This window comes from Arthrobacter sp. NPDC057013, assembly GCF_042674585.1.
Taxonomy (GTDB): domain Bacteria; phylum Actinomycetota; class Actinomycetes; order Actinomycetales; family Micrococcaceae; genus Arthrobacter.
Map to the genome: position 1 here is coordinate 839,648 of NZ_JBHUSE010000001.1, position 25,040 is coordinate 864,687.

The 25,040-nt window shown below is 66.4% G+C and carries 18 protein-coding genes; 12 read left to right on the forward strand and 6 right to left on the reverse strand.

From position 1 onward, the window contains the following. Positions 1-53: 53 nt before the first annotated feature. From ACFTSA_RS03935 to ACFTSA_RS03945, 3 genes are read right to left on the reverse strand one after another with little or no spacing between them, the layout of a single operon-like run. Positions 54-1,250 carry a DUF4350 domain-containing protein gene (locus ACFTSA_RS03935; RefSeq protein WP_377949768.1) on the reverse strand — a complete coding sequence of 399 codons (1,197 nt, stop codon included), beginning with the start codon at positions 1,248-1,250 and terminating at the stop codon, positions 54-56. Further along, positions 1,247-1,954: a DUF4129 domain-containing protein gene (locus ACFTSA_RS03940; RefSeq protein ID WP_377949770.1), complete on the reverse strand. Its 708-nt coding sequence runs from the start codon at positions 1,952-1,954 to the stop codon at positions 1,247-1,249. The genes ACFTSA_RS03935 and ACFTSA_RS03940 overlap by 4 nt, the downstream gene beginning before the upstream one ends. Then, complete coding sequence (locus tag ACFTSA_RS03945; protein WP_377949772.1) at positions 1,951-3,384, reverse strand: hypothetical protein; 1,434 nt, start codon at positions 3,382-3,384, stop codon at positions 1,951-1,953. The genes ACFTSA_RS03940 and ACFTSA_RS03945 overlap by 4 nt, the downstream gene beginning before the upstream one ends. A 193-nt stretch (positions 3,385-3,577) precedes the next feature. Here ACFTSA_RS03945 and mtrA point away from each other — a divergent pair, with 193 nt between their 5' ends. From mtrA to secA, 7 genes are all read left to right on the forward strand, one after another. Continuing rightward, complete coding sequence (gene mtrA, locus ACFTSA_RS03950; RefSeq protein WP_076801713.1) at positions 3,578-4,252, forward strand: MtrAB system response regulator MtrA; 675 nt, start codon at positions 3,578-3,580, stop codon at positions 4,250-4,252. Positions 4,253-4,451: 199 nt separating this feature from the next. Beyond that, positions 4,452-6,257 carry an MtrAB system histidine kinase MtrB gene (gene mtrB, locus ACFTSA_RS03955; protein WP_377949824.1) on the forward strand — a complete coding sequence of 602 codons (1,806 nt, stop codon included), beginning with the start codon at positions 4,452-4,454 and terminating at the stop codon, positions 6,255-6,257. 23 nt (positions 6,258-6,280) lie between these two features. Further along, the gene (locus tag ACFTSA_RS03960; RefSeq protein WP_377949826.1) at positions 6,281-7,990 is read left to right on the forward strand and encodes an LpqB family beta-propeller domain-containing protein; all 1,710 of its coding nucleotides are present in this window, start codon (positions 6,281-6,283) and stop codon (positions 7,988-7,990) included. A gap of 267 nt (positions 7,991-8,257) precedes the next feature. Beyond that, positions 8,258-9,061 (forward strand): ComF family protein, encoded by an 804-nt coding sequence (locus ACFTSA_RS03965; protein WP_377949774.1) that lies wholly within the window; start codon positions 8,258-8,260, stop codon positions 9,059-9,061. Between the two features lie 143 nt (positions 9,062-9,204). After that, positions 9,205-9,930, forward strand: coding sequence for a ribosome hibernation-promoting factor, HPF/YfiA family (gene hpf / locus ACFTSA_RS03970; protein ID WP_102971985.1), 726 nt, complete (start codon positions 9,205-9,207; stop codon positions 9,928-9,930). Positions 9,931-9,959: 29 nt separating this feature from the next. Then, on the forward strand, positions 9,960-11,174 hold the full coding sequence (locus ACFTSA_RS03975) for a winged helix-turn-helix domain-containing protein (protein WP_377949775.1): 1,215 nt from the start codon (positions 9,960-9,962) through the stop codon (positions 11,172-11,174). An 85-nt stretch (positions 11,175-11,259) separates the two neighbouring features. Next, positions 11,260-13,989 carry a preprotein translocase subunit SecA gene (secA, locus tag ACFTSA_RS03980; protein ID WP_377949776.1) on the forward strand — a complete coding sequence of 910 codons (2,730 nt, stop codon included), beginning with the start codon at positions 11,260-11,262 and terminating at the stop codon, positions 13,987-13,989. Positions 13,990-14,047: 58 nt separating this feature from the next. On the opposite strand, the gene ACFTSA_RS03985 is transcribed toward secA, so the two are convergent. Next, positions 14,048-14,593, reverse strand: a complete 546-nt coding sequence (locus tag ACFTSA_RS03985; protein WP_377949777.1) for an Rv3235 family protein — start codon at positions 14,591-14,593, stop codon at positions 14,048-14,050. 92 nt (positions 14,594-14,685) lie between these two features. Continuing rightward, complete coding sequence (locus ACFTSA_RS03990) at positions 14,686-15,450, reverse strand: LysM peptidoglycan-binding domain-containing protein (protein ID WP_377949779.1); 765 nt, start codon at positions 15,448-15,450, stop codon at positions 14,686-14,688. Positions 15,451-15,606: 156 nt separating this feature from the next. Between ACFTSA_RS03990 and ACFTSA_RS03995 the strand changes: the two genes are divergently transcribed. Beyond that, positions 15,607-16,176, forward strand: coding sequence for a hypothetical protein (locus tag ACFTSA_RS03995; RefSeq protein WP_377949780.1), 570 nt, complete (start codon positions 15,607-15,609; stop codon positions 16,174-16,176). Positions 16,177-16,190: 14 nt separating this feature from the next. Here ACFTSA_RS03995 and ACFTSA_RS04000 read toward each other — a convergent pair whose 3' ends face one another. Beyond that, positions 16,191-16,406, reverse strand: a complete 216-nt coding sequence (locus ACFTSA_RS04000; RefSeq protein WP_043419585.1) for a helix-turn-helix domain-containing protein — start codon at positions 16,404-16,406, stop codon at positions 16,191-16,193. Positions 16,407-16,559: 153 nt separating this feature from the next. On the opposite strand from ACFTSA_RS04000, the gene ACFTSA_RS04005 reads away from it, so the two are divergent. Genes ACFTSA_RS04005 through ACFTSA_RS04020 form a run of 4 tightly spaced genes read left to right on the forward strand, consistent with a single transcriptional unit; the run spans position 16,560 to position 25,000 of the window. Further along, the gene (locus tag ACFTSA_RS04005; RefSeq protein WP_377949783.1) at positions 16,560-17,204 is read left to right on the forward strand and encodes an SAF domain-containing protein; all 645 of its coding nucleotides are present in this window, start codon (positions 16,560-16,562) and stop codon (positions 17,202-17,204) included. Further along, complete coding sequence (locus ACFTSA_RS04010; RefSeq protein WP_377949784.1) at positions 17,201-18,583, forward strand: CpaE family protein; 1,383 nt, start codon at positions 17,201-17,203, stop codon at positions 18,581-18,583. Before ACFTSA_RS04005 ends, ACFTSA_RS04010 begins: the two co-directional genes overlap by 4 nt. 58 nt (positions 18,584-18,641) lie before the next feature. Further along, a complete protein-coding gene (locus tag ACFTSA_RS04015) occupies positions 18,642-23,495 on the forward strand; it encodes an NAD-glutamate dehydrogenase (protein ID WP_377949786.1) in 4,854 nt (1,617 codons plus the stop codon). A gap of 35 nt (positions 23,496-23,530) precedes the next feature. Continuing rightward, entirely contained in the window at positions 23,531-25,000 is a 1,470-nt protein-coding gene (locus ACFTSA_RS04020; RefSeq protein ID WP_377949788.1) for a sensor histidine kinase, read from the forward strand. Positions 25,001-25,040 lie beyond the last annotated feature (40 nt).

The following is a 25,040-nucleotide window of genomic DNA, read 5'->3' on the forward strand; positions in this document are numbered from 1 at the left end:
GCCCACCGGCGCCTCGCCGTAGGTGCCGTGCTGGTGGCCGTTTGGCTGCTGGCTCATCTGGCCTTCACCTCTTTCTCGAGTCGGACAAGGTCCTGGGCCCAGCGGACAAGCTGGGCCTCGGTTGCGGGACGGTGTTGCAGGATCTGCTGTATTTCTGCGGCGCTGCGGTCCAGATGCCGGGCAGCGGCGGCCGCCACGTCGGAGCCGGACAGGTCGGCGAACCCGGCTGCTGTTCCCACCCGGAGGGCTGAGGCAAGCCGCACGAGGGTGCCTGCCCGGAGGCTGTCCGCCGCCCGGGCAACGTCGTGCGCCTCGTGATACAGGCGCGCCCTGCCCTCGGCCGTTTCCGCGGACTTCACCACCACGGGCAGCGGTTCGAAGACCAGCGGACCCAGGCGGCGTCCGCGCCACAGCACGGCAAACAGGGCCACCACAATGAGCCACGGGGCCACAAAGGCTGACCACGCGGGGGCAAGTTCGGCTAGGCTCTTCGGTGCAGGGCTGCTTCCCAGGTCCCCGGGACCCGGCAAGTACCAGACGAGGTGTGCCTGGCTGCCCAGGGTCCGCAGGGTGAGTGCGGCGTTGCCGTCGGCGGCCAGGAACCGGTTGCTGATCACGGCCGTGCTGCCGAGCACCACGAGCTTTCCGTTTTCCGCCGCGGCATAAACGCCCCGCCCGCTGCCCCCGGCGCCGTAGCACACGGTGGCGCCGGTGTAGAGGAAGCCGCCGTCCGCGCTGATATCGCCGGCGGCCCGGGCATCGGCAACATCGCATCCGGGCTGCAGCGTCTGCTCCGAGCCCGGAACCACCCCTGCCTGCCGGACGGTGCTGCCAAGGCCGGCCAGCGTGGCCAGGCGCGGCGACACCACCACCAGCCGGTCTGTCTCCGCGAGCAGCCGGCGAAGTCTTTCGGGCGCAAGGAACCCGCGCTGGTCATAGACCAGGACTGTTGAACCTGACCCCCTGCCCGCGGCCGCGCGCGCTGCTGCCACCGTTTCCCCGAACGAGGCTGTCTGTTCGACGCTGACGCCCTGTCCAGCGAGGATCTGGGCTGCTGCCCTGGCGCCCTCCGGACCCGGGTTGCGGATGGACAGTTCCTGGCTGTCGGCCCGCTGCGTCGACTGGAGTATGAGAATCACCGCAAGGGCCAGGGCCATGGCAACGCCGAAGAGCACTCCCGCCCGGTGCCGGCGGATCCAGCCAGTTCTCCTGCGCCGGACCGCGACCAGGACGCCAGCCGTGGGCGTCACCGGGGCACCGCCAGTCCGCCGGGGGCGGCTTCTGCGTAGGAGGGCGTGAGCCTCTCCAGCTCCGAGTCCAGCTCGACCATCGCGGCGTAGTCGGCTGCCACGGCGCTTCCGCTGCCGTAGCGGACGGCGTCGAACATGCCGGCCGCGGCATCGAGTTTGTCGCTGGCCGCCGGGAACGCGCGGGTCAGCTGTGCGGCAGCCTCGTCGGCTGTCCGGCCGGGCTGGGGGTCCAGGACGGCCCGGTCCTCGGCAGAACCCACCACGGCGCGGAACTGCTCGACGACGGCGGCCGCCCAATCGCCGCTGTCGGCAGCGGTTTTTGCGCGCCCGCGGTAGTCGGCTGCCGTGGCGGCGGTCTCGGCGTCGAAGATTTCCTTCGGTGAGCGGCGGCGGGCATTCAGCCGGGGCCGCGCCAGGATGATGGCGGCACCTATCAGAATGGCGAGGCCCAGGCCGAAGAAGGGCGCCACCGGCGGTCCATCGGCCGGGGACTGGCCACCGGTCACGGACTGCAGCCAGTCGAGGAACTGCTGCCAGATGGTTTCCAGCCAGCCGGGTGCCGCGTCCCGGTACTCGCGTTTGGAGAGCTCCTCCGCCGCCCAGCGCCGCGCTTCTTCCCGGTCAGGCTGTACGGGCGGTTCCAGGGTTCGCTGCAACAGCACCCTGACGTGCTGCAGGACCGCGAAGTGGCCGACGGCGATCATCCCGGCATCGTTGGCGGGCCCGGGGGCGGCGGCCAGCCTGCTGAATTTCCGTAAGGCCCCTGTTGTCGAGGCCCAGGCTGGTACGGCCCCTGGTACGGCCCAGGTTGTTGGTAAGGCCAAGGCTGGATAGGGCCCGCGCTGTTTCGGCCCGCACCGTTCCGGCCTCCGCTGTAGACGGGCACGCCCCGGCCCGGGATGCCGCCGTCGTCGTTTCCGGTTTCCATCAGCCGGAGCAGCGCAATATCCAGTCCGTCATTGCGCATCCGCAAATCCATGTAAAGCAGGGCCATGACCGACGTCTGGAAGGCGAACGCCACCGCACCGACGGCGGCGGAAACGACCGCCGTGGCCACACCGGCCACCACCTGCAGGGTGGCCGCCTGGCCGGCAGGGTCCTGGGGGCCGGCGACGGTGGTGAGCACCCCGGAGAGAAGGGTGACCGGGATAAGGACAATTTGGCCGATGATGCCCACGAGGAGGGACACGACGAGGACGATGCCGAGGACGCGCCACCAGTTTCCCCGGGTGACGGCCCACGAGCGCCGGATGCCCTCCAGCGCTCCCAGGTCCTCGACGATGATGACTGCCGGCGCGACCGTCAGCTTGACGGACACCCAGATCAAGGCTGCAATAAAGGCCAGGACCAGCGGAAGCACGATGACCAGCGACCCTGTGCCCATCGAATTGGCCAGCAGCACGGCGGCCAGGGCAATGAGGGCCGCCGCCAGCAGTACAGCCGCCACCTCGATTCCGGCCAGGCGGACCAGCGTCCAGGCCCGGCCGCGTGCCAGCAGCCACATCTGCCGGAACCCGGTGTGCCGGTTGAGGATGGCCCTGGCCACGGGGACCACCATGGCCCCCTGCATCACCACGGAGATGAACACGGACACCAGGCTGAAGAGCATGAGCCCGCCGACCACACCCGCGACGACGCCGGAGATCTCGGCGGTGCTGAGGTTCGCCAGCCAGGCCTCCGCGGAAGCACCGGAGGCCGGGGTGGCCAGTGGGACAACGGCGGTGATCACAGCGCCCAGCGCCTGTGCCAGCAGGCCTGCGCCGAGCATCGCTTTGGGATTCCGCCGGATTGTCTGGAAGGCCCCGTCCATGATTTCGCCGAACATCAGCGGCCGCAGCGGCACCACGCCGGGTTTCGGCGGGGCCGCATACACCGGATAGGGCACGGCCGGGTTCGGCCCTGCGCCCCATTGGGGCGGAGGCCCGTAGGGCTGGTGGGCACCGGGCGGGTACGGTCCGGCCGGGTAGGGCCCGGGCCGCTGGCTGCCCCACTGCGGGGCTGCGCCCCAGGATTGCTGCTGCGGTGGTGCCCACGGATTGTGGGGCTGGGAGGTGTTTTCGGAGGAGGGTTCCGGCGGTCGGTATTCAGGCGGCCGTTGTCCGGACGGCGGGTGCTGCGGATCCTGCTCTGACAACGCGTTCCTCCCCAAGGTGCGCACCGGCCAACCGCCGGGCACCTCCAGACTATAGTTCCGCCGTCGGGCATCCTAGCTTCCGGTCCGGTCGGCGTCCGGAGCGCACCCCGGGCCGCGTCCGGCGGTGCGGCACGCGCCCCGCCGAAAACTCCACCGATAAGACAAAGCAAGGGCAATAAGGGAATATATAACCATGAAGGCACGCATTTTGGTGGTTGATGATGACGAGGCGCTCGCAGAAATGATCGGCATCGTCCTGCGCAACGACGGCTTCGAGCCCGTCTTCTGCGCGGACGGCGGACAGGCTCTGGACGTGTTTCGCTCGTCAAAGCCGGATCTCGTGCTCCTCGACCTGATGCTGCCGGGAACGGACGGCATCGAGGTGTGCCGGCAGATCCGCTCCGAATCGGACGTACCGATCGTCATGCTCACGGCCAAGTCGGACACCTCCGACGTCGTCAGGGGACTGGAATCCGGTGCCGACGACTACGTGCCCAAGCCCTTCAAACCGGCGGAACTCGTTGCCCGGGTGAGGGCGCGCCTGCGCCCCGGTGACCAGAAGGCGCCCGAGACCCTGCGCATCGCGGACGTCACCATCGACGTTGCCGGCCACCTCGTGAGCCGCGGCGACGAGCGGATTTCGCTGACCCCGCTGGAGTTCGATCTCCTGGTGGCCCTGGCGCGCAAGCCGTGGCAAGTGTTCACCCGTGAACTGCTCCTGGAGCAGGTCTGGGGTTACCGCCACGCGGCTGACACCCGGCTGGTCAATGTCCATGTCCAGCGACTGCGGTCCAAGATTGAACGTGATCCGGAAGCCCCGGAAGTTGTATTGACGGTTCGTGGTGTCGGCTACAAAGCAGGGTCCTGAACCCCAGGGCCAGAATCCCCCTGAGGCGCCCGTGGGATCCGGTCCCGAAACCCACGGCAGCGCTCCCGCGGCGGAGCATGCCCGGGACGGTTCGCGCAAGGCCGGCTCCCATCCGGTCCCGGAGCACACCGACGCCTTTGGCGCCGGGCTCGCGAGGCTGCCTTCGCAGGCCCGTATCTGGCGGCGCCGCGCCCTGATCGTGGTGCTGCGGGTCGCACGCCTGGTGCGCACCGGCGTCGACCGCATATTTCCCGGTATCCGGTTCTTGCTGCATTCCCTCCAGCGGCGGTGGCGCCGGTCGCTGCAGTTCCGCACGGTGCTGACCACCCTGCTGCTGTCCATCAGTTCGTTCGCGATCGTCGGCGCCTACCTGTCGAACCAGATCGCCAACAACCTGTTCCAGGAACGGCTGACGCAGGCGGAGTCCGAGACCCGCTACAACGTCAAGCAGGTGCAGGACACGTTTGACGGCGCCCAGGTCACCGACCAGTCCAGCGTGATCACCCTCGTCTACGACACCCTGAACGCGGTGGAGGGCAAGGGCTCGGTGATCCAGCGCCGTTACGTGTTTGAGGCGATGCCCGAGCAGACCAAGCCCCGCAACCGGTGGGTGGAGTCGCGTGCATCGGACCAGCTGACCATCAGCGTCATCCCCCCGGACCTCCGGAAAGCCGTTCAGGATTCCGGCAAGGAACAGTTCTGGGCATCCACGGAATTCCCGGTGGGGACCGAAGACCGGCCAGGCATCGCCGTCGGCAACAAGGTGACCTTCAACGGCACCGTCTACGAGCTGTACCTGATCTACGACCTCAACACCGCGCAGCAGACCCTGAATGAAATCCAGAACGTCCTCTGGGCCGGCGGCGCTGCGCTGATTCTCATGATTGGCGCGATCGCCTGGTACGTCACCCGCAACGTGGTGAGCCCTGTCAGCCATGCTGCCGTGGTGTCCGAGAAGCTGGCGGCAGGCCAGCTGCAGGAACGCATGGTGGTCAAGGGGGAGGACGAGGTGGCCCGCCTCGGGGCGTCGTTCAACCATATGGCCGCGAGCCTGCAGGAGCAGATCACGCAGCTGGCCACGCTGTCGCAGATGCAGCAGCGCTTCGTTTCCGACGTCTCCCACGAGCTCCGCACGCCGCTGACCACCGTCAGGATGGCTGCCGAGGTGCTCTACGACGCCCGCGACGACTTCGACCCCATCAACAAGAGGTCGGCCGAACTGCTCTATAACCAGGTGGAGCGGTTCCAGTCACTGCTGGCGGACCTGCTGGAAATTTCCAGGTTCGACGCCGGTGTTGCCATGCTCGACGCCGAAGCAACGGACATCGTCCAGCTCATCTCGCATGTGATGGAGGGCGCGGCACCTGTCGCCGAAGAGTACGGTTCGAAGATGATCCTGAATGCGCCGGAGGGCAGTGTTGTGGTGGAAATGGACTCCCGGCGCATCGACAGGATCCTGCGGAACCTGATCCTGAACGCCCTCGAACACGGCGAAGGCCGGCCCGTCAATATCTCCGTGGCCTCGCACGGGGACGCCGTCGCCGTCACCGTGCGGGACCACGGAATCGGCATGAGTCCGGCCGAGGCGGCACGGGTCTTTGACCGCTTCTGGCGTGCCGACCCGGCCCGGGCCCGCACCACCGGAGGCAGCGGCCTGGGCCTGTCCATTGCCACCGAAGACACCAAACTGCACAACGGCTGGCTGCAGGCCTGGGGAAATACCGGCGTCGGCTCCAGCTTCCGGCTCACGCTTCCGCTCAAGCAGGGCGGCACCATCACGAAGTCGCCGCTGCCGCTCGAGCCTGCTGACGTGGGTCTGGGCACGCCCGGCGACCACAGTGTTCTTGTCCTCGGGCCGGGCGCCACGACAGTGCCCGAAGACTCCGCCGCTGGTGACTCCGCGTCCCACGGCTCTGCGGCCGCCGGGGACTCCGCTGGTGGCGTCGCTCCGGCCGGAGAGGCAGAGCCTGCCGCGGAGGCAGCGCACACGGGGGAGCGTTCGTGAGCCCGGTGCGCCCGGTGCGCACGGTGCGCCCGGCTGCACGCGGACTGGCCGCGGGGCTGCTGGCCGTCGTGCTGCTGTTCCTGGCCTCCTGCGCCCAGATCCCGCGGTCCGGCCCGGTTGGAAAGAGCACGGACGAAAGCGCCGGAAATCCCAATGCGCCGGTGTTCTTTCCGGTCGCCCCGCGCACAGGGTCCAGTCCCGAGGCGGTTATCGAGGACTTCTACCTGGCAGGCAGCGGGTACGAGGATGACTACGCCGTGGCGCGGCAGTACCTCACCCAGGCGTCCTCGGTCGCCTGGAAGCCTGACCAGCGGACGCTGGTGTTCCGCTCCGAGCGGGTGGTGAAGACCGGCGTCGAGGGCGTCTACAACTACGAACTGGACGTCGCGTACTCCGTGGATTCCGACGGCGTGGCCACCCAGATGCCTGAGGGAACCAAGGAAAACATCCCCGTGACGCTGGTGCAGGTTGACGGCGAATGGCGCATCTCGAAGATCCCCGACGGCACGGCCATTCCCGAGGAGACCTTCAAGGTCATCTACGGTGCCTACCCCATCTACTTCTACGACCCCAGCTTCACATATGCCGTCCCGGACGTCCGCTGGTTCATTAAGAAGAAGACAGTTAAAGCCATGACGAGTGCCCTGCTCGCCGGACCCGCCCCCTACCTGAAGGGCGCCGTCGTCAGTGCCTTCCCGTCCGGAATGAAACTCGCCAGAGAGTCGGTGCCCGTTGTGTCGGGCGCCGCCCAGGTGGACCTGTCGGCCAAGGAGCTGACTGACGCCTCCACCGAGGACAGGCTCAGGATGCAGACCCAACTGGCCCTCACATTCCGCAGCCAGCCGGACGTTATTAACGTGGAGTTGCGGGCGAACCAGGACCTCGTCCGGGTGGAGGACAACGGCTCGGTGCTGCCGCCGGTCCAGAACAGAAATGTGCCCGCGCGACAGATCGCCGTCAGCAACAACGAGCTGGTGCGGTACGAGAACAACAGAGTGTCGCCGCTGCCCGACATGCAGCCGGTGGCGGCGCTGAAACCACGCTCGCCTGCCGAGTCGCCCGTCTCGCAGACGGTGGCCTTCCTGAACAGCAGCCGCAGCACCCTCTATTCGATGGTGCCCGGCCAGCCGGCGCGCGCCCTGACCACCCGCAGCACGCTGACCCACCCCTCGTTCAGCCTGAACGACTGGCTGTGGACCGCGGGACCCGGGGCGCAGGGCGTCACGGAGCTGACTGCCTTCCGTCCCACGGGAATCGCCCAGGGGGCGGCGGTTCCTTCCGTAACGCTGACGCCGTCCTGGCTGGCCGGCCGCTCGGTCAAGGACTTCCGGGTGTCCCGGGAAGGTGTCCGGGCACTGGTGATCTCCGAACAGAACGGCACTACACGGGTGCAAGTGGCCGGGATCATCCGCGGTGCTGACGGCACTCCCAAGGAACTGACTGCGCCCATCACGCTGCAGGCCAGCGGCAACCCGGACCAGGGAGTGTGGGTGAACGACACCACTGCGGTGGTCATGAAGGGTGACGGCACGGCGAACGTCACTCCCGAACTGCTGTCCCTCACCTCGTCCCAGCCGCAGAAACTTGCGCCGTGGCCGGGGCTGGTTGCCCTCAGCGCCGGCAACGGCCCCGAGGAGATCTACGCGCAGTCCAGGGACGGCATCTTCCAGAGGCTCGGCAATGGCTGGTCGGCGCAGCTCAGGGGACCCACGGACCCGTCCTTCCCCGGCTGACCCTTACCGGTCCTGGCCGCGTTCGGCATACCCGCGCAGGGCGTTTCCCGGCCCGCGTTTTCCACATAGGGACACTCGCTCTTTTGCAGGCAGGCTCCAGCGCGGCAACCTTTAACCGTGGGGAGCCATCGGACGGGAGAGGGGCAGAGGGCGTCGGCAGATCCCGATCTCGGGCCCCAGCCGCCGTGGCATGCCCGCCACCGCGCGGATCACCGGCAGCGACTCCTTAGGGCCTGGGACCTGCTGGCGGGTGCGTCCGCGGATGTTATGGCGCTCGCGCTGCCGGTGGAATGCGTCTGCTGCGGCAAGGAGGACTTGGCGCTGTGTGCCGGCTGTGAGCGCAGGCTCCGGATGCTCACCCGCCATCCCTTCCGGGCTGAGACGGGGGCGCCTGCGCTGATGGATACCGACGGATCGGTGATCCTGCCCGTGGTTGCGGCGGGCATCTACCGTGAGGAGCTCTCACAATCCATTCTGGCCTTCAAGCGCCACGGCCAGGGCCAGTTGCGGCGGGTGCTGTCGAAGGTCCTCGCCAACACGCTGGCGGCGGCATATGCGGGAACGGACGGCATGGTCCTCGTTCCGGTCCCGACCAGCGGCAGCGCGTACCGGAAACGTGGTTTCAGCCCCGTCCACCTGCTGCTGGCCGGCGTACGGCGTGGCTGCAGCGACCGCCGCATGGAATGCAGCGATGCCCTGCGCAAGGTTCGCAAGCCCGAAGCCGGAGCTGGCCTGTCCCGAGCTGGTCTGTCCGGAGGGCAAAAGGGGCTCGGCAGGGGAGACAGGTCCCGACGGGTCCGCGGTTCCATGCGCACTGCGCGGGGAGCACCCGGACGCTCCCTGCGGGGGAGGCAGTGCCTTCTCGTTGACGACGTCCTGACCACCGGCGCCACCCTTGCGGAAGCCGCCCGGGCCATCCACGAGGCCGGCGGAATTGTCCGCGGCGCGGTGGTCCTTGCCGCCACCCGCGCCCCGGATGCGGCGGCCGCACCGGCGCGGTCGCGGCATCCTGTGGACCGGCTGGGGGATAGCTGGGACATAGAAAAAAATAAACTGCGAAAGGATGAATAACTGGTTGCTATGAACTAACGTCGGATATGGGTACCAAGATCAGTTGTACCTTTCGATAGCGGCTCGGAAAGGGGCTCGACTGTCAATCAGATCGTCCCCCGGAAGTGCCGCCGTCGTGTCACCGAAGTCATTTGGAGGGCACCATGGAGTTCATGATCAGCGGACGGAATCTGACGGTCTCGGACCGCTTCCGCGAATACGCCGGCGAGAAGATCTCAAAGATCGAATCGCTTGGGGACAAGGTCCAGCGGGTCGACGCGAAGGTTTCAAAGGAAACAAATGCGCGGCAGACCGGTGACCAGCTCACGGTTGAAGTGACAGTCCTGGGCCGCGGCCCCGTGATCCGTGCCGAAGCAAGCGCCGCAGATAAGTTCGCCGCGTTCGACCTCGCCTACAACAAACTGCTTGAGCGGCTGCGCAGGGCCAAGGACCGCAAGAAGGTCCACCACGGGCGGCACACGCCCAAGGCAGTACGCGAGGCAACTGCAACACTGGAGCCCGCAAGCTCCAACCAGCCGATCTACGTGGAAGCGAGCAACAACACCCAGGCCGCTCCGGAACCGGCTGAGAAATCGCCGTACGACGTCGACAACGACATCCCTGCCGGCGACTCGCCGGTACTGATTCGGCGCAAAGTGTTCCCGGCCGCGTCCCTCACCCTTGACGACGCCGTGGACAACATGGAACTTATCGGTCACGACTTTTACCTTTTCGTGGACAAGGCCACGAACGCACCATCGGTTGTGTACCGTCGCCGCGGCTGGACTTACGGGGTTATCACCCTCGACCATTACTGCGAACCCGGCGAAAACACGCACGAGGAGAAAATCCTTGCGTACCGCTCGGATGATGCAGCCGCAACTGCATAAGATGGAGCCCAAACAACGAAAGGGCTGACATGGGTGCATCGCTGAGCCTCTCGCAGGCACGGCGGATCGCAATGACAGCCCAAGGACTGGACAAAGGACGGCCCGCTGGCCCCGTGACCTCACGGGCGGTGGGCCGGACTTTTGCCCGGATCCAACTCGTACAGATCGATTCCGTCAACGTGCTGGCCCGCAGCCACTTCCTTCCGTTTTTTTCCAGGCTCGGCGCCTACGACCGCTCCATCCTCCATCAAATGGCCGCCAGGCACCCGCGGCGCATGATGGAGTACTGGGCCCACGAAGCCAGCTACATCCGCCCGGAACATTTCCTCGACCTGGTGGTGTGGCAGAACCGGAAGTGGGTTGGGGCAGCGGGAATGGACCCGGGGCTGCGTTCCGGTGTGACGGGCAGGGTGCTTGATGCGCTCGCCGACGGCAGGCCCATGACCGCCGCCGAACTCACCGCCAGGCTCGGGCACGTTGAAGACCGCAAACACGTCAACTGGGGCTGGAACTGGAACGCCGTCAAACGCGTCCTCGAGCACCTGTTCGAAGAGGGGGTCGTCTCGTCGGCGTCAAGGACTGACCAGTTCGAGAGGCAGTACGCCCTCACCCGCCAGGTGTTGCCCGGGCATGACCTCGCCGCTGTACCGGATCCGACCGATGCCATGGACCGGCTCATCGATGCAGCCGCCCAAGCCCACGGGATCGGGACCGTGCGGTGTTTCGCCGACTACTTCAGGACTCCGGCGAAGGCAGCCGCATCCTCGGTGCAGCGGCTGGTCGACGCCGGACGGCTCGAGCCGGTGACGGTGGCAGGCTGGGACCGGACCGTGTACCGCCACGCCGAGGCACGGCTGCCGCGCCAGGCAGCCGGCCGGGCCCTGCTCAGCCCGTTCGATTCGCTGGTGTTTGAACGGCGCAGGCTTGAAGAGCTCTTCGGATTCCATTACCGGATCGAGATTTACACCCCGGTGGCCAAGCGCCGCTTTGGCTACTATGTGCTTCCGTTCCTGCTCCGCGACCGCATCGTGGCCAGGGTGGACCTGAAGGCAGACCGGGCCGCGGGCCTGCTGCTTGCCAAGGCGTGCTTCGGTGAGCCGGACGCTCCGGCCGACACCGCCGTCGAACTCGCCGCCGAACTGCAGCTGATGGCAGATTGGCTGGGACTGGACGGAGTAGCCGTCTCGCCGGTGGGGGACCTCGCGCCCGCGGTTGCGGCTGCCGGCAACGGCTATCCGCTGTGAGGGAACAGGGACAACGTGCCATGCGTCTCTCCCGTAGACTAAATCACGCCAGAATTCGGCAGCATGAGACTGGGAGCAACTTCACGTGGCATCACTAATCGAAAAACTTCTCCGCACAGGTGACAAGAAGCTCCTGAGGCAACTGCGGAACTATGCTGATTCCATTAACGCCCTGGAAGACTCGTTCCAAACCTTCACGGATGCGGAACTGCGTGAAGAAACAGACCGGCTCCGCACGCGCCACCAGGACGGCGAGAAGCTCGATGACCTGCTGCCGGAGGCCTTCGCCGCCGTGCGCGAGGCGTCTTCGCGCACACTCGGCATGCGGCACTTCGACGTCCAGCTCATGGGTGGCGCTGCCCTGCACCTGGGCAACATCGCTGAAATGAAGACCGGTGAAGGCAAGACTCTGGTGGCCACTGCTCCGGCCTACCTCAACGCCCTCACCGGCAATGGCGTCCATGTTGTCACCGTGAACGACTACCTGGCCGAATACCAGTCCGAGCTTATGGGCCGTGTCTACCGCTTCCTGGGGCTCACCAGCGGCTGCATCCTGGCCAACCAGGACCCGTCTGTGCGCCGCGAGCAATACGCTGCCGACATCACCTACGGCACCAACAACGAATTCGGCTTCGACTACCTCCGGGACAACATGGCCTGGGACAAGTCCGAGCTGGTGCAGCGAGGCCACAACTTTGCAATTGTCGATGAAGTCGACTCCATCCTCATCGACGAGGCCCGCACACCGCTGATCATCTCCGGCCCGGCCCAGGGTGACACCAACCGCTGGTACAGCGAATTCGCCAAGGTGGTCCTGCGCCTGCAGCCGGAGAAGGACTACGAAGTCGACGAGAAGAAGCGCACCGTCGGCGTACTCGAAGGCGGCATCGAAAAAGTTGAGGACTACCTCGGCATCCAGAACCTCTACGAATCCGCCAACACGCCGCTGATCGGCTTCCTCAACAACGCCATCAAGGCCAAGGAACTGTTCAAGCGGGACAAGGACTACGTCATCCTCGACGGCGAGGTTCTCATCGTTGACGAGCACACCGGCCGTATCCTGGCCGGCCGCCGCTACAACGAAGGCATGCACCAGGCGATCGAAGCCAAAGAGGGCGTCGAGATCAAGGCTGAAAACCAGACCCTCGCCACCGTGACGCTGCAGAACTACTTCCGCATGTACGACAAGCTCTCCGGCATGACCGGCACGGCCGAAACCGAAGCCGCAGAATTCATGAGCACGTACAAGCTCGGCGTGGTGGCCATCCCCACGAACCGCGACATGCAGCGGATCGACCAGTCCGACCTCGTGTACAAGAACGAGGTCGTGAAGTTCGAGGCCGTGGTCCGGGACATCGCCGAACGGCACGAAGCCGGCCAGCCGGTCCTGGTGGGCACCACGAGCGTCGAAAAGAGCGAGTACCTCTCCCGCCTGCTGGCGAAGGAGGGCATCCGGCACGAGGTCCTGAACGCCAAAAACCACGCCCGTGAAGCAGCTATTGTTGCCCAGGCCGGACGCAAGGGCGCTGTCACAGTCGCCACCAACATGGCCGGCCGCGGTACCGACATCATGCTGGGCGGCAACGCGGAGTTCACCGCCATTGCCGAACTGGCGCAGCGCGGACTTGACCCGGAGGAAAACTCGGATGAGTACGAGGCCGCCTGGCCCGGGGCGCTGGAAGCTGCGAAAAAGGCCGTCAAGGACGAACACGAGGAAGTCCTGGGCCTGGGCGGCCTGTACGTGCTGGGAACTGAACGCCACGAGTCCCGCCGCATCGACAACCAGCTCCGCGGCCGCTCCGGCCGTCAGGGCGACCCCGGCGAGTCCCGTTTCTACCTGTCGCTGACCGATGACCTCATGCGGCTGTTCAACTCGGGTGCGGCGGAGCGGCTGATGAACAGCTCCGTGCCCGACGACGTGGCGCTCGAATCCAAGCTGGTTTCGCGTGCCATTGCCTCGGCCCAGGGGCAGGTCGAAGGCCGCAACGCCGAGCAGCGCAAGAACGTCCTGAAGTACGACGACGTTCTCAACCGCCAGCGCGAGGCCATCTACGGTGACCGCCGCCGGATCCTGGAAGGCGACGACCTCCACGAAAAGGTGCAGTTCTTCCTGGAAGACACCATCAACGCACTCATCGACGAAGCCACCGCCGAAGGCAACGGCGACGACTGGGACTTCGACCAGCTCTGGACCAACCTTAAGACGCTGTACCCCGTCACCGTCACGCCGCACGATGTCATCGACGAGGCAGGCGGCAAGTCGCGCATCACCGTGGAGTTCCTGAAGGAAGAAATCATGTCTGACGCCAAGCTGGTGTATCAGGCACGCGAGGAAGCCATCGGCTCCGAGAGCATGCGGGAGCTCGAGCGGCGTGTTGTGCTTTCCGTCATCGGGCGGAAGTGGCAGGAACACCTGTACGAGATGGACTACCTGAAGGAAGGCATCGGCCTGCGTGCCATGGCCCAGCGTGACCCGCTGGTGGAGTACCAGCGTGAGGGTTTCACGATGTTCCAGTCCATGATGGAAGCCATCCGTGAGGAGAGCGTCGGTTTCCTCTTCAACCTCGAAGTGGAAGTCACCCCGGCCGAGGACGTCGTGGTGGCGGATGCCGCCGGCGGCCACACCGAACACCACGAGCCGCAAATCCGGGCCGCCGGTCTTGAAGCGCCAGAAAAGCCCGCCCAGCTCCAGTACACCGCGCCCCGCGAGGACGGCGGAGCCGAGACCCGGATCGAAAGCGGGGGTGCGGGCCGTTCGGGTAACCCCGCCAAGGCCGCATCGCAGGACCGGCGCGACAAGAAGAAAAAGCGCTAGCCAGCGGACATGACAGGAAGGGACCGGAGCAGCGCTCCGCTCCCTTCCTGTTTTCGCATCAGCCGATCTCCAGTGCCGTGACACGCCAGACGTTCTTGCTGCGTTCCAGCCGGACGGCAACTGCCCGGACCCGAAGTTCATCAATGACCACCGCGCTGGCTTCGTATACATCAGGCGTCACACCGCACGCCCGGACCGAGCGGACCGACGCGTTGCGGTGGAGCAGCCCCATTTTCCGGGGAGCCCGGGCAGCCACCCGCCGGGTGAGGGCAGCCCGGTGCTGGAGCACGGTGAGGCACCGCTGGTCCAGCCGCCGAGCGAGCTGGTGAATGGGCCTCGTTCCCGCCAGGACTTCAATGGCGGCCTGGACTGTGGCCCTGGTGATGGCGCAGATCTCGCGCGCTTCGTCTCCGGGGGAGGGAACAACCGTAAGCCGCGTTTCGGCTGTCAGGGTTTGCCCGGATGTCAGAGTTTGCTTGGAGTGCACGTGCGCCGGGCGAGTCTGCTCTGCGGGCGCTGGGGCCGCCGCGTTTCGTTCCGGCGCGGCCGGGACGGACGCAAGAACAGCGCTTCCTGCATGCCGTATTGGAGTTACTGCAGTCATGATCGGTCCTTTTGATAGGGCTGGCTTGGTACGGCCGTGCGAGGACGCGGCCGCGGGTGTCGGTGGTGCGGAAGGAACGGGTGCCGGCGCGCTTACGGTGGCGGCGGACTGAGGAGCTGGCCCGGGAGAAGGGCGTTGGGATCGGCACCGATGATGTTTCTGTTGACCTGGTACCAGAGTGGCCAGCGGGCAGCTATTTCCACCTCGGAAGCACCGGGCCCCAGTTCGCGTGCGGCGATGGTCCACAGTGATTCGCCGGCACGCACGGGAATCTCACGGCGGGCACCGGCCGGCTCAGCCGGTGCCCGTGCGGGCAATGGGCTGACGAGGCCGGGCTGCACCGCCGGGACGCGCGGCATCCACTGGGGCTGGAGTTCGCCGGAGTCTGGGGAACGGCCGGCGGGCAGGTCCGGCCCCCGCGCTTCCAGGGGTGCCCACGCTGCGGAGACGGATGATCCGCTGCTCGAGGAATGGGTTGCGGTCGGCAGGTCAGCCGCCTGGGCAAGTGGTGCGCCGAGGAGCTGCACTCCCAGCGCGGCCAGCGCCAGCCGGCGCATGAAAACAGGGCTGAACCGCCCCGTGGCGCGGGCGGCGGCGAGGTGCCCTGTCCGTTCCAGCAGTGCCGCTGCAAAGGCGGTGGCCAGGGACAGCAGCCACCAGACGATGACGGCCAGCCCTGCTGCGAGGGCCAGCAGGCCAAGCAGGTCGTCGAAGAGCAGCGCCTGCCGGCGTACAGCGGACCGCCTCCAGTGATCGACGATCCCGGCGCCGGCGAACGCCAGGAAGATTCCGAGCCCCAGAATGACGACCGCCAGGGCGGCTTCTGCCCTCACCCGGAGCTGAACTGCTTCCGCCATGACTTCCCCCAACCGTTGTTTGTTGCAGTTTGATCCACTTTGATGCGTTTTGCCTTGGTGGAGACAGTTTGCAGCAGTTGTAATGGCGTTGTCTACGGAGATAGGAAAGTTTGTGGATTAATTGACCGCCCTCGTATGCAGGCCTACGCTGGCGCCATGCGATGGAATGCACTTTTCCAGGACCTCGAGCAGCAGCTTGCCGAGTCCGCGGTCCTGGGTCTGGAGTCCGAGATTGCCGAGCGCTCCCGTGCAGACACGGCTGCCATTGCACTCGATGACAGGCTGCGTGGATCCCTGGGCTGGCATGTTGGCATCCATCTGATTTCGGGCCCTGTCTTTGCCGGCACCCTCAGCCACGCAGGTTCCGAAAGCCTGGTCATAGACGAGGCGGCGCACCAGGTGCTGATACCTTATGCCGCCGTGGGCCACTACACCGGACTCGGCCGGTTCGCCGTGGCCGAGCCTTCTCCCGTGCGCCGGAAACTCGGTCTTGCCAGCGCGCTGCGGGGGCTGGCAAGGGACAGGGCCGAACTCACCGTCCTGCTGGCGGGCCGGTCACCGGACATGCAGCTCCCGGGCGTAATTGACAGGGTAGGGCAGGACTTTTTTGACCTCGCTATGACATTGCCCGGCGAAGCGCGCAGGGCCGGCCGGGTTGCCGACGTGGCTACCGTCCCGTTCCAGTCGCTGGGTGCCCTCCGCTCACGGCGGGGCGGGGAGCTCTGACGGGCCTCCCGTGCTTAGACGGACTTGGACTTGGCCTCTTGAATCATGCGGCTTGCCTCGGCATAGCGCTCTTCGATGTACTGCTCAAGCATCTTTTCCTCGACCCGCCACTGGCCGCGGCCACCCACCTGGATTGCCTTCAGTTCGCCGCTGCGGACGAGGGCATAAGCTGCCGGCGCATTGATCTGAAGCTGTTCGGCTACATCTGCAAGCGTAAGGAATCGGGGCATAGTCCAATTGTGCCACCGTTGGGCGTGGCTGATGCGGTTATCCACAGTTTGATGCTGTTTGCCTGAATGCTCTTCCGATTGAGCAGGCATGCCGTAACAATGATCTTGACCGGCGCGATGGAAGCGCCCTGGCTGCAAGGGGGAGCAGTACGCATGAGTGCAGGCACGGCGGCCACTGGAGCCCGGCTGAAGAAGCCTTCCTGGAAGGATCCGAGGCTTCTGGTGGGTGTGCTCCTGGTCCTTGCCTCTGTTGTCGGCGTCGTTGCCCTCGTCGGCAGCGCGGACCGCACCACGGAGGTATTCGCCGCCCGCGAGCCGATCGCCGTCGGCCAGAAACTCACGCCGGAAAACATCAGCCGGGTTAAGGTGCGTCTGGGTGACGTCGAACGGCACTACGTCACGGCGGAGTCAGGCATTCCCGAAGGGCAGGTGGCCGTCCAGCGGATCGCCAAGGACCAGCTGGTTCCCCGGGAAAGCCTGGGCAGCGTCGACGCCCTGGACCGAAAGCCGGTTGCCGTCACCGTGCAGGAGGCCCTGCCCGAGCAGGCGGTGGCGGGAACCCGGGTCGACGTCTGGGTCTCCATGCCTGACGCCCGGAATGGCTTTGCACAGCCGAAGCTGCTGCTTCCCGGCGCTGAGATCGCGGAGGTCTCACAGGGGTCCACTGCCCTTGGCGCTTCGAAATCCACCGTCCTGATGGTTCTGGTGGGGGACGGGCAGATGGCCTCACTCCTGGGCGCGCAGGCAAACGAGGCCAAAATCTCCGTTGTGTGGAATCCCGGCGGGGCCGCCAAGTGAGCATCCCCGTCGTCACAGTCGGTGAGTCGCAGGAAGACTTGGTTGGCGGGCTCGAGCGGCTCCACGGTCCAGTCACAGTGGTCCGGCGCTGCGCGGAGCTCGCGGAGCTGCTGGCCGCCTGCCAGAGCGGGCTGGCCCGGGCCGCCGTGGTTGCCGGGGGAAGTTCGGAGCTGACTGCCTCGCTGGTGGACAGGCTCGCCGCCGTGGGCGTGGTCATCATCGCCCTGACCGACAGCCCCGAGGAGCGGTTGAGGCTTCGCGGCATCGGAGTCACGGCAGCCCCTTCGACCGTTGAATCCACGGTGCTGGCGGAGAGTATCGCAGACGCCGTCAGCAGGCATTCAGGCCCGGGTCCGGCAGGGCTGAATCCCGGCGCCGGCCCCGCTTACAGCGCCGGCCCCGCTTACAGCGCCGGCCCCGCTTACAGCGCCGGCCCCGCTTACAGCACGGGCTTCGCCGACGCCGGCGCAGCCCTGCGGCCCGAGGCTGTCGACGCCGAACCGGAGCCGGCGCAGACCGGAACAGGCAGGGTCATGGCGGTGTGGGGTCCGGCGGGCGCACCCGGCAGAACCCTCGTTGCCGTCAACATCGCGGGAGAGCTGGCTGCGCAAGGCAAGTCTGTCCTGCTGGTTGACGCCGACAGCTATGGGGCCAGCGTCGCCGGCGTCCTCGGGCTCCTCGATGAGGCGGCGGGGCTGGCACAGGCCTGCCGGCTGGCCGACCAGGGGCTGCTGGACCGGGAAGCGTTGCTCCGCGTCGCCGTTCCGGTGACTGTCTCGAGCGGGACTTTCCGAGTACTGACCGGAATAACCCGGGCCGACCGCTGGACCGAGCTGCGCGCGGCCGCGCTGGCGCTTGTTTTGGACCGGGCACGGGAGCTGGCCGACGTCATCGTGGTCGACGCCGGCTTTTGCCTTGAGGCAGACGAGGAGCTGAGTTTCGACACCATGGCACCGCGGCGCAACGCGGCAACTCTCAGGAGCCTGGAGCTGGCCGATACCGTGATCGCCGTGGGGTCTGCGGATCCCATCGGTGTTCCACGCCTCGTCAGGGGGCTGGCGGAACTCGAAGGTTCGCTGCCGGGGGTCAGCCCCGAAGTGGTGCTCAACAAAGTGCGAGCCTCGGCCGTGGGCCGTTCGCCGGAGCGTCAGCTCCGTGAGGCATGGGACCGGTTCGGCCCGTCGTCGGGCATTAAAGCCTTCCTTCCGTGGGATCCTGCGGCAGCAGACGCGGCGCTGCTGTCCGGCTCGCTATTGCTCGAATCGGCGCCGGAATCCCGGCTTCGGGCAGCCATCGCTGAAATCGTTTGTGCACCTGTCCAGCAAAAACGCCGATCCTCTGTGTTCTCTTCCACAGCAAGGCGCAGGCTGACGGGCTAGGCTCACGGTGAGGGCTGCAAGGAAGCAGCCGCAAACTGTGTGATGGAGGCGTGTGTCGATGTCGTCTGGGTCCAGCGTGGAGGATCAGTCCCGTTCAATCGGAGCCGAAGAAGGCTTCTTTGCGGACTACTACGAGCATCTGGCGGAGGAGGATGCGCGCGCTTATCCGCACGAGTTGCTGATCACCCGGGCAGAGACCCACCGCGCAGTCGGTTTTGAACGCCGGCCGGGCACCGCCAACATCTCCATCGTTCCCGAGGGCGACCGGAGCGTTGTCTACATCGTCACCGACGACATGCCTTTCCTGGTGGATTCCGTCAACGCCGAGCTGATCCGCCAGAATTCGGCCATCCACCTCGTGCAGCATCCGATGTTCGTGGTCACGCGCAACCGCGAAACCAACGAGCTCGTCAAGGTGGACAGGGTTCCGTCCAGCATCGGCATCTCCAGCGGTGACACCGCGGCACTGCCCGTCCTGTCCCACCTGATTGCCCAGGGCGAGAACGCGTCCCACATGGAGTCCTGGATTGCCGTCGAGATCGGCCGCGCCAGTGACGAGGCCGCCGAGCAGCTGCGGGAAGGACTGGAGCGGGTCCTCGGAGACGTCCGGGCCGCCGTCGAAGACTGGCCGAAAATGCGCAACAAGGCACTGCAGATCGCCAAGGATCTGGACAAGGTGGCGCATCCCACCCAGATAGCAGAACTGCGCCAGGCCCAGGACCTGCTGCGCTGGCTGGACGAGGGCAACTTCACCTTCCTCGGCTACCGGGAATACGACCTGGTCAACGAGGACGGCGAGGATGTCCTGGAACTGCGCGAGGACAGCGGCCTGGGCCTGCTGCGGGCGCACCACGACACCCACCAGGTGCAGCACCTCACCGACGCGGGCCGGCGCAAGGCCCGCGAAAAGCGTGCCCTCGTCATCACCAAGGCAAATTCCCGCTCAACAGTGCACCGCCCCGCCTACCTGGACTACATCGGCGTGAAAAGCTTCGATGCCGCGGGCAACGTCAACGGTGAACAGCGCTTCATCGGTCTGTTTGCCACCAGCGCCTACACCGACTCTGTGCGCAATATCCCGATAGTCCGCGAAAAGGTCGAGGCCGTGCTGCGCGGCGCCGGTTTTCCGCCGGATTCGCACTCCGGGAAGGACCTCTTGGGCATCCTGGAAACGTACCCCCGCGACGAGCTCTTCCAAATCGAGGTTCCCGACCTTGCCGCGACGGCAATGGGAATCCAGCGGCTGCAGGAACGGCGCCGGACCCGGCTCTTCCTCCGGCCGGACATCTACGGACGGTTCATGTCCGCCGTCGTCTACCTCCCTCGCGACCGCTACACCACCAACGTCCGGCTGCGGATTGAGCAGGAACTCCGCGAGACCTTCCGCGCCGAGTCCATCGACTATGAGGCGAGGATGACCGAATCCGCCCTCGCCCGCCTGTTCTTCCGGATCCGCCTGCCCAAGGGCGCGGACGTCAGCCACGTCAACACCGACGCGCTGGAACAGCGGCTGGTCCGTGCCGCCCGGTCCTGGAGTGAAGGGATCGCCGAGGTACTCCGCGAGCGCAGCGCCGACGACGGTGCCAACGAACTGGCAGCCATCTGGGCCGAGGCGTTCCCGGCCAGCTACCGGGTTGACTATGAAATCGAAGATGCCCTCGAGGACATCGCGCGCTTTGAACAGTACGGGGCCGAAGCCGAGCGCGTGGCCGGCGCCAGGCAGGAGCGGCCGGGAGTCCACGTCTACCTTCCCGAAGGCGCAGGCGCCACCCTCGAGGAAGACGCCAGGGTCAAGCTGTACATGCTGGAGCCGAAGAGCCTGAGCCAGATCCTGCCCTACTTCCACAACCTCGGGCTGGAAGTACTTGACGAGCGGCCGTTCGAGATCGAGACCGCCGACCGCCGGGACTTCTTCCTGTACGACCTCGGACTGAAGTACCCCGCCGGGGTGGACCCGGTGTCCACGGGCCGGCTGCTGGCGGATTCCTTCGGCGCAGCCGTCTCCGGCGCCGTGGAATCCGACAGCTTTGACCGGCTGGTGCTTCGCGAGGGCATGACATGGCGTCAGGTCATCGTGCTGCGGGCCTACGCAAAGTACATGCGGCAAATGGGCAACACCAACTCGTTTGAGTTCATGGCCGACACCCTGCTGGCCAATCCGGAGGTCACCCGCGGGCTCTCTGCCCTGTTCGAGGCACGCTTCGATCCCGCGCTGACCGAGCTGGAGCGGACCGAACGGCAGGAAAAAGTCCGCGCTGAGCTGTCGGCATCGATCGACAGTGTCGCCACCCTGGACGCCGACCGTGTGGTGCGCACGTTCACGAACCTGATCGAATCAACGCTGCGCACCAACTTCTACCAGGACAAGCCGCACCTGAGCTTCAAGCTCAACCCCACAGCCATCGAAGGGCTGCCCTTCCCGCGGCCCATGTTCGAAATCTGGGTTTACTCCCCCCGCGTGGAGGGCGTTCACCTGCGCTTCGGCAAGGTGGCCCGCGGAGGTCTCCGCTGGTCGGACCGGCGGGAAGACTTCCGGACGGAGATCCTGGGTCTGGTCAAGGCGCAGACGGTCAAGAATGCCGTGATCGTTCCAACGGGCGCCAAGGGCGGCTTCTTCGCCAAGCGGCTGCCGGACCCCGCGAAGGACAGGTCGGCCTGGATGGCGGAGGGCATCGAAAGCTACAAGACGTTTATCCGGGGACTGCTGGACGTCACGGACAACCTCGTGACGGGAGCCGACGGCGAACGGCTCGTCCCGCCGTCGAGCGTTGTACGGCACGACGGCGACGACTCCTACCTGGTGGTCGCTGCGGACAAGGGCACGGCGTCCTTCTCTGACATCGCCAACGGCCTGGCCGCCGACTACGGATTCTGGCTGGGCGACGCCTTCGCTTCCGGCGGTTCAGTGGGATACGACCATAAGGCCATGGGCATCACCGCCCGGGGTGCCTGGGAGTCGGTCAAGCGGCACTTCAGCGAGCTGGACCTGGACACGCAGTCCGAGCCCTTCACCGTGGTCGGCGTCGGTGACATGTCCGGGGACGTCTTCGGCAACGGGATGCTGCTGTCCAAGCACATCCGGCTGCTCGCGGCGTTTGACCACCGGCACATTTTCCTCGACCCTAACCCGGACGAGGCAAGCTCCTACGCCGAACGGCAGCGGCTGTTCGAGCTGCCCCGGTCGTCCTGGGACGACTACGACAAGAGCCTGATCAGCGAAGGCGGCGGGGTCTACCCGCGGCAGGCGAAGTCGATCCCGGTCTCGCCGCAGGTCCGGTCTGCTCTTGGCCTGGCCGAGGACACGACCCAGCTCAGCCCGCCCGAACTCCTGCGGGCCATCCTGCTGGCCCCCGCCGACCTGCTGTACAACGGCGGCATCGGCACCTACGTGAAGGCCAGTTCCGAGACGCACGCCATGGTGGGCGACAAGTCCAACGACGCCATCCGGGTGGACGGCCGCGACCTTCGCGTCAAGGTTGTAGGCGAGGGCGGTAACCTCGGCATGACGCAGCGGGGCCGCATCGAAGCGGCGCTGCAGGGCGTCATCCTGAACACCGACGCCATCGACAACTCCGCCGGCGTCGACTGCTCAGACCACGAGGTCAACATCAAGATCTTTGTGGACCGGATGGTGGCCGCAGGCAAGCTCGAGGCCGCCGAACGCTCGGACTTCCTGGCGGCCATGACTGACGAGGTCGGCCGGCTGGTCCTGGAAGACAACATCGACCAGAACATCCTGCTCCTGAACGACCGGCAGAAGGTCGCCGAATGGAGCCCGAGCTATGAGCGGCTGATGGACTGGCTGGAGAAGAAGGCGGACCTGAACCGTGACCTCGAGGCGCTGCCCTCCACGGCTGTCCTGCGCGACCGGCTGGAACAGGGGCAGGGCCTCACGTCACCCGAATTGTCCGTGCTGGCCGCCTACGCCAAGATCGAACTGGCGACGGCCCTGCGCGACAGCGATCTGGCGGACGACCCGTGGTTCCGTGAGACGCTCCGGAAATACTTCCCGGTGCAGCTCCGGGAGAAATTCGACGCCGAACTGGACACGCATCCGCTGCGCCGGGAGATCATCGCAACGGTCGTGGCCAACGACATGATCAACCTGGGCGGCATCACCTTTGCCTTCCGGACCATGGAGGAGACCTCGGCGAGCGAGGTGGCTGTGGCAAAGGCGTTCGTGGCACTGCGGGAAATCTACGAACTCGACGTCATGGTGTCCGAGCTCAACGAGCTTCCCGCGTCGTTCCCCACGGAGCACTGGAGCACCGTACACCTCGATATCCGGCGGCTGCTGGACCGTGCAGTGCGCTGGGTTCTGGCCCAGGGCAGCGCGTCGCGGCCCATCGCCGACATCGTCGCCGAGTTCCAGCCGCCGATGAAACCCATGCGGGCCCGGCTGCTGGACTACCTGCGCGGTGACGACCGTGAGCGCGTTGCCTCCTGGCTTGAGAAGGCGCGGTCCTGGGGCCTGCCCGAGGACCTGGGCCACCGGTGGGCCGAGCTGTTCGAGAGCTTTGTCCTGCTGGATATCGCAAAAATCGCGCACAGCCGCAAGGAGCCCGTGGAGGACATCGCCAACGTCTACTACACGGTGTTCAACCGGTTCCACGTGGACTCCCTGCTGGAGCGGATCAGTTCCCTGCCGCGGAAGGACCGCTGGCAGGCCCTGGCCCGTGCCGCGCTGCGCGATGACCTTTACTCGACCGTGTCAGACATGACGACGGCGGTCCTGGACTCCACCGACGAAGGGTCGCCGGCCGAGGACAGGCTCAGGGCCTGGGAGCAGCTCAATGCCGAACATTTGGGACGCGCGAAGAGTATGTTCGATGAGGTCAACGCCCTCGAAGCGGACGACATGGCCTCGCTCTCGGTAGCATTGAGGCTCTTGAGGTCAATCGTCCGACGCTAGGACACCGGTCCCGCCGTCGAAAAACTGGAGGTGCAGTGGCAATCTTTACGGACCCCATCAGGGAACACGCTGATTTCGGGCCGGGGGATGCCGAGTGGCTGCACCTCCTGGTGGGCGACTGGCAGATGGTGGCCGATCTTGCGTTTGCCGACCTGGCACTGTGGTTTCCCCATCCGGAGCACGGTTACGTTGCCCTGGCGCACGTCCGGCCCTCCACGACGCATACTGTGTTCCACGCCGACTTCGTCGGGGAGGGCATCCGGTCGGATCTGCAGCCGCTGGTGGACAAGGCGTGGGAGAGCCGCACCATTGAGCGGTCCAGTGAGACCAACTGGAGCAGCGACATGGCACTGCGGGTCGAAGCCGTGCCGATGGTCAGGAACGGCCGGACGCTGGCGGTGGTCACCTCCCACATGGACCTTTCGAGCTCACGGATGCCGTCAAGGCTGGAGCTGACCTACCGCCAGTGTGCCTATGACCTGCTGCGCATGGGCACACTGGGGCTCTGGCCGGACTTCGCCTCGCCCACCGGCTCCCGCCGCGGCGCCCCGCGCGTGGGCGACGGCCTGATCCGTCTCGACGCCGAGGGGATCGTCCAGTACGCCAGCCCTAACGGGGTCTCGGCGTTCCGGCGCCTCGGTGACGGCGAATCACTCGAAGGGCGCTCGCTGGCGGAGGTCACGGCGGGCCTGCTGAGGGACCGCCGCATGGTGGACGAGACGCTGCCGCTCGTTGTCACCGGGCGGATGCCGTGGCGCAGTGAGATCGAATCCCGCGGCGTCAGCCTGTCGCTGCGTGCCATCCCGCTCCGCGACGAGCAGCAGCGCTTCGGTGCGCTGGTCCTCTGCCGTGACGTGTCCGAACTGCGCCGCCGCGAGATGGAGCTGGTCACGAAGGATGCCACCATCCGTGAAATCCACCACCGGGTCAAGAACAACCTGCAGACTGTTGCCGCACTGCTGCGCATGCAGTCCCGCCGCATGGTCAGCGACGAGGCAAAGCAGGGGCTCGAACAGGCCATGCGGCGCGTGGCAACGATTGCCCTCGTGCACGAAACCCTTTCGCAGGGGCTGACCCAAAGTGTCGACTTCGATGAACTCATCGGCCGGCAGTTCCGCCTGTCCGCGGAAGTCGCCTCACCGTCGCAGCAGGTCCGGACCCAGCGGTCCGGGCTGTTCGGCGAGCTTCCCAGCGACTTCGCGACGCCGCTGGCGCTGGTCATCAACGAGCTGGTCACCAACGCCGTCGAACACGGGCTGGAGGGACGCACCGGCACGGTGTGGCTGCTTGCCGACCGCTCGGAGGGCGACGACGGCGAGGAGCTGCTCACCGTCACCGTGGCAGACGACGGTGTTGGCCTGCCGGAGACGCCGCATGTGGAGGGCCTCGGTCTTCAGATTGTCCGGACGCTGGTCACGAGCGAACTCGGGGGCAGCATCCAGTGGAAGCCCCGGGATGGCGGCGGCACTGCGGTGCAGATTATCCTGAGCCTGGCGAGCCGCTAAAACGCAAAAAGGCGACGGCCGCGGACCATGGGTCCGCGGC